The organism is Streptomyces sp. HSW2009 (genome assembly GCF_040240285.1).
Lineage (GTDB): Bacteria > Actinomycetota > Actinomycetes > Streptomycetales > Streptomycetaceae > Streptomyces.
This window is the reverse complement of record NZ_JBEHZD010000415.1, coordinates 1-7,306: the sequence shown is the minus strand read 5'-3', so window position 1 is coordinate 7,306 and position 7,306 is coordinate 1. Positions and strand designations below refer to the sequence as shown.

The 7,306-nt window shown below is 74.6% G+C and carries 4 protein-coding genes and 1 pseudogene; 3 read left to right on the top strand and 2 right to left on the bottom strand.

What is annotated here, in order from left to right:
* Positions 1 to 146 precede the first annotated feature (146 nt).
* Entirely contained in the window at positions 147 to 707 is a 561-nt protein-coding gene (locus AAHZ94_RS24925; RefSeq protein WP_349995375.1) for an HIT family protein, read from the top strand.
* 197 nt (positions 708 to 904) lie between these two features.
* On the opposite strand, the gene AAHZ94_RS24920 is transcribed toward AAHZ94_RS24925, so the two are convergent.
* Together AAHZ94_RS24920 and AAHZ94_RS24915 are read right to left on the bottom strand one after the other, a co-directional pair.
* A complete protein-coding gene (locus AAHZ94_RS24920) occupies positions 905 to 2,560 on the bottom strand; it encodes an AbeC-like domain-containing protein (protein WP_349995374.1) in 1,656 nt (551 codons plus the stop codon).
* Between the two features lie 184 nt (positions 2,561 to 2,744).
* A pseudogene (locus AAHZ94_RS24915) lies at positions 2,745 to 3,980 on the bottom strand (EF-Tu/IF-2/RF-3 family GTPase); the annotation flags it as partial.
* Between the two features lie 888 nt (positions 3,981 to 4,868).
* Here AAHZ94_RS24915 and AAHZ94_RS24910 point away from each other — a divergent pair.
* Both AAHZ94_RS24910 and AAHZ94_RS24905 read left to right on the top strand, forming a co-directional pair.
* A complete protein-coding gene (locus AAHZ94_RS24910; RefSeq protein ID WP_349995373.1) occupies positions 4,869 to 6,044 on the top strand; it encodes a GTP-binding protein in 1,176 nt (391 codons plus the stop codon).
* A 112-nt stretch (positions 6,045 to 6,156) separates the two neighbouring features.
* Entirely contained in the window at positions 6,157 to 6,999 is an 843-nt protein-coding gene (locus AAHZ94_RS24905) for a spermidine synthase (RefSeq protein WP_349995371.1), read from the top strand.
* Positions 7,000 to 7,306 lie beyond the last annotated feature (307 nt).

Sequence of the window (7,306 nt, the reverse complement as noted above, 5' to 3'; positions counted from 1 at the left end):
TTTTAAACTCACCCCCCCCCCCCCTAACACACCACCCCCCCCCCCCCCCCCCCCCCTTTTTTTTTCACCCCCACCCCCCCCCCCCCCCGGCCGGGCCCGGGGCCCCCCCCCCGGGCCCGCCCCGCATTCCGCTCCCACCGGGGAATATGCTGGCGCGCATGACGAGTGAGCCGGAGCAGCAGATCGGAGTCGGCACCCAGGACGCCTTCCAGCGCCTGTGGACGCCGCATCGGATGGCGTACATCCAGGGCGAGAACAAGCCGACCGGTCCGGGCGCTGATGACGGCTGCCCGTTCTGCACCATCCCCGCCAAGAGCGACGAGGACGGCCTGATCATCGCCCGCGGCGAGCACGTGTACGCGGTGCTCAACCTCTACCCGTACACCTCGGGGCACCTCATGTCGGTGCCCTTCCGGCACGTCGCCGACTACACCGAGCTGAACGCGGCCGAGACGGTCGAACTCGCCGAGTTCACCAAGGCCGCCATGACCGCGCTGCGCACCGCGTCCGGCGCGCACGGCTTCAACATCGGCATGAACCAGGGCAGCGTCGCCGGCGCCGGGATCGCCGCCCACCTGCACCAGCACGTGGTGCCGCGCTGGGGCGGCGACACCAACTTCATGCCCATCGTCGCCACCACCCGCGTACTGCCCCAACTGCTCGCCGACACCCGGCAGTTGCTCGCCGAGGTGTGGCCGCTGACTTGAGTCGCGGCGCTTGCCGGCCACCCGCTCACCCGGCCCGGCGCCCGCTCACCCGGCTCCGCGCCCGCTCGCCGAGCGCCCGCGCACCGCGCCCGTACCCGCCGACGGCCCGCCCCCGCACTGCTGCGGGAGCGGGCCGTCGGCGCTTGGGGCCCGGCCGGGCGGAATGCGGCCCGGGGCGGGGGAGCAGGCGTCGCAGATCAGGCGTCGTACAGGTCGGCCTTGCGGGGCGAGGCGTCCTGCACCGCGCCGCTGAGGGCCAGCGAACGCTTGTCGAAGCGGTCGGTGTCCACACCGTTGTCGTTCAGCACCCGCAGCGCGGCGTCGTGCACCACCCGCAGTACGGGGGTGGCGGCGCGCAGTGCGTCATCGGCCATGAACCGGTGCCGCCAGGGCTTGTCCGCCCAGGCGTGTCGCAGGCCGAACGGCTCCGGCAGGCTCAGCTTGCCGCCGAGGTAGTCCAGGAGCGGCGGATACCAGGTGAACGGGGCACGGACCGCGAGCCGCACCACTTCCTGGGGCTCGACCAGCGGCTGCGGGATGCTCTTGGTCTCCCAGAACCTGACGGTCTTGTTCACCGTCTTGGTCTTCGGGGACGGCTTGGTGGTGAAGAGCGGGTGCACCGGGCCGAGCGCGTGCCCGGTCACCTCGATGCGCAGGGTCTTGTGCAGCACCGTCACCGTGATCAGCATGGTGATCACGAGCTGGCCGTCCCACAGGACGAACTGGACGCCCAGGTAGTGTCGGTCGCCGCTGTCGAACTGCTGGTCGTTGCAGATGCGCTGCAACTCCACGCCCTTGACCTGGAAGCCCTCCTCCTCGGTGCTGCCGCCGCGGGCGACCGACTTGGCACCCTCGCCGATCGCCGAGACGACCCAGTGCCGCACCGAAGGGGTGGGGAAGCCGCCGGTGTGCAACGGCCCCCGCTCCAGGAGCTTGAGCTGGTCGTGGATGGCCTTTATGACGTCCCAGCTACGGAACGGGTTGATCTCCTTGCCCGGGTCGATCGGGATCAGGTCCTCGGCGAGCTGCCAGCTTCCCCAGCGGGTGCCCATGCCCAGTATTCCCTTGGGGCCGGCGTAGAAGACGATGTTGCTGTGCTGCTCGGCGGTGAGCTTCTCCAGGTTCTTGCGGAGTTGCTCGGCCGCCGTCTCGCCCGGGTTGCGCGGCACCGCCTCGGGCACCTTGGCGCCCAGGCCCCCGCCGCTGAGCAGTGCGCTCCAGCGCTCCCGCAGGTCCTTGGCGGTCCGCTCGCTGATCTGCTTGGCGATGAACCAGCCGATCACCGGCGCGACGAGCATCACCCGCGCGTAGATCCACCAGATGTTGTGCAGCGGTGCCTTGACCATGCCGAAGGCGACCAGACCCGCGGCGATGATGGCGAGGATCACGCCCAGCACGCCGGCCCGCTTGTGCTGCGAGCCGGCCAGCGTGCGCCGGATCTGGAACGCGGTCAGCCACATCAGCACACCGGGCAGGAACAGCAGCCCGAAGACGACCATGACGATCGTCAGCTTGGTGTCCCGGGTCTTGCGGATGCCGTTGGCCGCCAGGCAGTGCTCGACCACCGTCTGTGGCTCTATCCCGAAGGACTGGATGAGTTGGCCGCGGGCGCCGCCGAGCATCCGCACTTGTACGGCACGGGAGAACGCCTCCCCGAGGTTCGGCTCGAACAGCGAGAACCGGGGAGCCTTGACCTCCGACACCGTCCACTCGGAGTTGGCGTCGAGCAGCTTGTTGACCTCGCTGTCACGGTAGGCGGCCGAGGCGAGTGCCTGGGTCGCCGCCGTCTGGCCCGCCGCGCCGGAGAGCGGAATCTGCGCCCCGGGACTGAAGTCGAATCCATCCGCCGTCACTACCGCCCCCAATGCCACACATGCCTTGCTGCGGCTCGTTCCCGACTACCGTTCCCGACACACGTCCTGCGCTGCGGCGGCTCGCCGCCGGGCCGTCCTTCAGCGTATCCGTGGCGGGTGCCGCCTGTCCCCACCGCCTGCAAAGCCGCCCGCGGGAGGGCTGTCGAGCGCGCCGGTGTGCGCCCTATGCCTGACTATTGGTCATTTCGTGAAGCTGCTCGGCGAGATGACTCGGCATCGGTTCGTGGCGCGCGTAACGGCGGCTGAAGCGGCCGGCGCCGTGCGCGAGGGAGCGGAGGTCCACCGCGTACCGACTGATTTCCGCCTCGGGGACCTCGGCCCGTACCGAGGTGGTGCCGGTGTCGGTCTGTTCGGTGCCCACGACGCGGCCCCGGCGTCCGGACAGGTCGCTCAGCACGACGCCCACGTGCTCGTCGGGGACGCTCACCCGCACCTTGCACACCGGCTCAAGGAGGTCGATGCGGCACTCCGCCGCCGCCTCCCGCAGCGCGAGCGCGCCGGCGGTCTGGAACGCGGCGTCCGAGGAGTCCACCGCGTGCGCCTTGCCGTCCACCAGCGTCACCCGCACGTCCACCAGCGGGTAGCCGGCCGCGACACCGCGCTCCGCCTGGGCCCGTACGCCCTTCTCCACCGAGGGGATGAAGGACCGCGGCACGGCGCCGCCCACGACCCGGTCCACGAACTCGATGCCGCTGCCGGCCGGCAGCGGCTCTACCTCGATGGCACAGATCGCGTACTGGCCGTGGCCGCCGGACTGCTTGACGTGCCGCCCCCGGCCGCTGGCCGCCGCGCCGAACGTCTCGCGCAGCGCCACCCGGTGCGGCACCGCGTCCACCCGCACCCCGTACCGGGCCCGCAGCCGCTCAAGAACGACGTCCACGTGGGCCTCGCCCAGGCACCACAGGACGACCTGGTGGGTGTCCTGGTTCTGTTCCAGGCGCAGCGTCGGATCCTCAGCGGCCAGCCGGGCCAGGGCGTGCGAGAGCTTGTCCTCGTCCGCCTTGCCGTGCGCCTCGACGGCGACGGGCAGCAGCGGGTCGGGCATCGCCCACGCCGCGATGAGCAGCGGATCGTCCGGCGCGGAGAGGGTGTCCCCGGTCTCGGCCCGGCCCAGCTTGGCCACGCAGGCCAGGTCGCCCGCGATCGCCTGCGCCACGGTCTGCTGGTGCTTCCCGAACGGCACCGACAGTGCGCCCACCCGCTCGTCCACGTCGTGGTCCTCGTGTCCGCGGTCGTTCAGGCCGTGCCCGCACACGTGCACCGTCTCGTCGGGCCGCAGCGTGCCGGAGAAGAGCCGGACCAGCGAGATGCGCCCGACGTACGGGTCGGACGAGGTCGCCACCACCTCGGCGGCCAGCGGTCCGGCCGGGTCGCAGGCCAGCGCGGGGCGTGGGGGGCCGCCCCGGGGGGGGTCGCCCGGGGCCGCCCCCCCCCGCGCGGGGGGGCCCCCCCCGGCGGGGGCCCGCGGGGCCCGGCCCGGGGCGGGGGCGGCCACGGCAGCCCACGACACGGCCCGCGGTGGCCCCCGCCGCTGCGCCACGAGGGTCCGACCGCAGCACCACGCTGGCCTGACCACAGCCCCGCGCCGGTCCGACCACAGCCCCACCGCGGCGCCACGACGGCCCTACGGCAGTCCCACCGCATCTCCACGCCGCCGCCCCGGCACTCCCACGACGGCCCCGGCAGCCCTCCAGCAGCGCCCTACGACGCTTCCAGCAGCCCCGTACGACACCGGCGAGAGTCCCGTACGACACCTACGGCAGCCCCACGACGCTCACGGCAGCCCCGTGACGGCCGTCAGCGGTCCAGCCCGCGCCGGGCGGACCGCGCGTGACCGGCGAAAACCGTTCGACCAGGCCGTGGGCGGGGGCCATGATCGGGCCATGGTCCGCTCCGTCCCGTGCACGCCCGCCGCCGCAACCGCGGCCGGGCCCGGGGCTGCCGCGATCTTGCCCGTCCCAGCCGCCCGGCCCGTCCCGGCCGGCGGCGTACGAAGCTGACCCTCCCGGCCACACCGGCGGACCCCACAGCGGGAGGGTCGGTCCGGCACAGGGGTCCGCACCCACAGGCCGCCCCGTAAGGCGCCCGCCCCGAGCCCGCCACGTCCTGCCAGCGGCCCCGCCAGTACGCGTCACGCGCCTGCGCCGCCCGCCAGGTGCGCGGCGGCCGGACACCCGGCAGGACGGGCGCGCGCCCGCGGGGGACGGCCGGACCACTCCACCCACGTGTGCCCCGCCCCTGGTTCCCCAGACGCGCCAGGGCCCCACCGCTCCCAGGAAGGGGACCCATGTCCTCGCATCCGTTCGCCCGTACCAAGCCGCACCTGAACATCGCCGTCCTCGGCCACGCCCAGCACGGCAAGACCACCCTGGCCCGGGCCATCACGCGGGTGCGCGGCCCGGGTGTCGACGCCGGCGTCGACACCGTGCCGCCCGCCCGCAGCGACCGCGCCCTGGACGCAGCCGCACGCGGCGCGCTCAAGAGCACGCGCGTGGAGTACGAAACGGGCACCCGCCACTACACCCTCCGCGACCTGCCGGGCGAGGCCGCCGCCATCGAGCAGGTGATCTCGGCGGCGGCCCAACTCGACGGGGCGGTGCTGGTCGTCTCGGCGGTCGACGGCGTACGCGCCCAGACCGTCGAGCACCTGTTGATCGCCCACCAACTCGGCGTCGAACACCTCGTCATCGCCCTCAACAAGACCGACGTCGGCGACGACGAGGCGATGGAGCAGATCGAACGCGAGGTCCGCACCCTGCTGGCGGCCCACGGCTATCCGCGGGACACCACGCCCGTCGTCCGCGTCTGCGCCCGGGGCGCGCTGGACGGCGAGCCGCGCTGGATCGGCACCATCGAGGCGCTGCTCGACGCCGTGGACACCTACCTGCCCACGCCGCGCCGCGAGCCCGAGGCGCCCTTCCTGCTCCCGGTCGACCAGGCGCTGCCGGGAGCGGGCCGGGGCACCGTCATCGCCGGCACCGTCGAACGGGGCACCGTACGCAGCGGCGACCTGGTGCAGGTCGTGGGGCCCGACATCGAGACGGCGGTGGTCGGCGTGGAGACCTTCGGCGCCGGCAGGAGGAACCGGGCCGCCGCCGGCGAACCGGTGGCGCTGTTGCTCCCGGGCCTACCGCGGGCGGCGCTGCGCCCCGGCGACCTGGCCGCCGCGCCCGGCAGCCTGACCCCGCACCGCCGCTTCACCGCCCGGGTCCAGGTCTTCCCCACGGAGGGCGGCCGGAGCACCCCGTTCGTCACCGGCTACCGGCCACGGTTCTTCCTCCGTACGGCGCACATCGACGGCGAGATCGCCATCCCGCGCCCCAGCGCCCCGCACCCCGGTGACACGCTCACGCTGCGGGTCGAACTCAGCCGGGACACCTCCGTCCAACCCGACCTGCGCTTCGTCATCCGCGACGGCGGCCGGACGGTGGGCGCCGGCAGGGTGCTCACCACCGAGGGCTGAGCGCGAACGGGCCCGCCGGGTGCCAGCCGCCACTACGGGGCCGGCACCCGGCGATCGGTCGCCGGCTCCAGGCCCGGGCTCCGCGGGCCCGTCAGGGCAGCACAATGGGGGAGTGGACGACCGGATACCCGTGAACCGCGCCGTGGACTTTGGCGCCGCCAAACTGCTGCCCGACGTGGACCGCCCCGGCGGCTGGCTGCTGACCGTCGACGGCGCCCCGCAGTCGTACGTGGACCTCGACGACCCGCTGCACCTGGAGTTCGAGTACACGCGGCGGCTCGGGCACGTACTCGACACGGCGGAGCCGGCGGGGCCGTTGGACGTGCTGCACCTGGGCGGCGGCGCGCTGACCCTGCCGCGCTACCTGGCGGCCGTCCGGCCCGGCTCCCGGCAGTGCGTGGTCGACGCCGACCGCGGGCTGCTCGGCCTGGTCGCCGAGGCGCTGCCGCTGGCCCCCGGCACGGGGATCGACGTACGGGCGGCCGATGCGCGCGCCACGCTCGACGGCGCACCCGACGCCTCGGCCGACGTGATCGTCGCCGACGTGTTCAGCGGCTCGCGGGTGCCCGCGCACCTCACCTCCGTCGAGTACGCGCGGCAGGCCGCCCGGGTGCTGCGCCCCGCGGGCCGGTACGCGGCCAACCTGGCCGACGGCGCGCCCTTCGCCTTCCTGCGCTCCCAGACCGCCACGCTCGCCACCGCCTTCGCCCACCTGTGCCTGATCGCCGAACCCGGGGTGCTGCGCGGGCGCCGGTTCGGCAACGCGGTCCTGCTCGCCTCCCAACGGCCGCTCAGCACGGACGCGTTGGCCCGGCGCATCGCGGCCGACCCGTTCCCGGCCCGGCTGGTCGAGGGCGCGGCGCTGCACGACTGGGTGGCCGGGGCGGAGCCGGTGGGGGACGCGGGTGCGGTGCCGTCGCCGGCGCCGCCCGATGGGGCGTTCAGCATCGGCTGAGCGCCGGCTGCGCGGCCGGTCGGCCGCCCGGTTGATTGGCCGCTCGGTCACCGCGGCCGTACGCGGGGCCGGGCCCCGGCAGCCCCCGTCCGCTGCGGGCCCGGGCCCGCCCCCCGTCACCGTCGCCCGCCGCGACCGACCACGGCCCGGTTCCGTGCCCGGGCACACGGCGGGGGGCCCCCCCCGGGGGGGGGCCCGGGGGGGCCCCCGGGGCCCGGGGCCCGGGCCCCGGGGGCACCGGGGGGGGGGGGCCCGCCCCGCCGAGGGGGCTTCCTAACGGGCGGCGACCCACGCCGCCAAGGGCACT

Bases quoted from the DNA above. Each gene is read 5' to 3' on its own strand.
- AAHZ94_RS24910 (WP_349995373.1), top strand. From the start codon at position 4,869: ATGTCCTCGCATCCGTTCGCCCGTACCAAGCCGCACCTGAACATCGCC.
- AAHZ94_RS24925 (WP_349995375.1), top strand. From the start codon at position 147: ATGCTGGCGCGCATGACGAGTGAGCCGGAGCAGCAGATCGGAGTCGGC.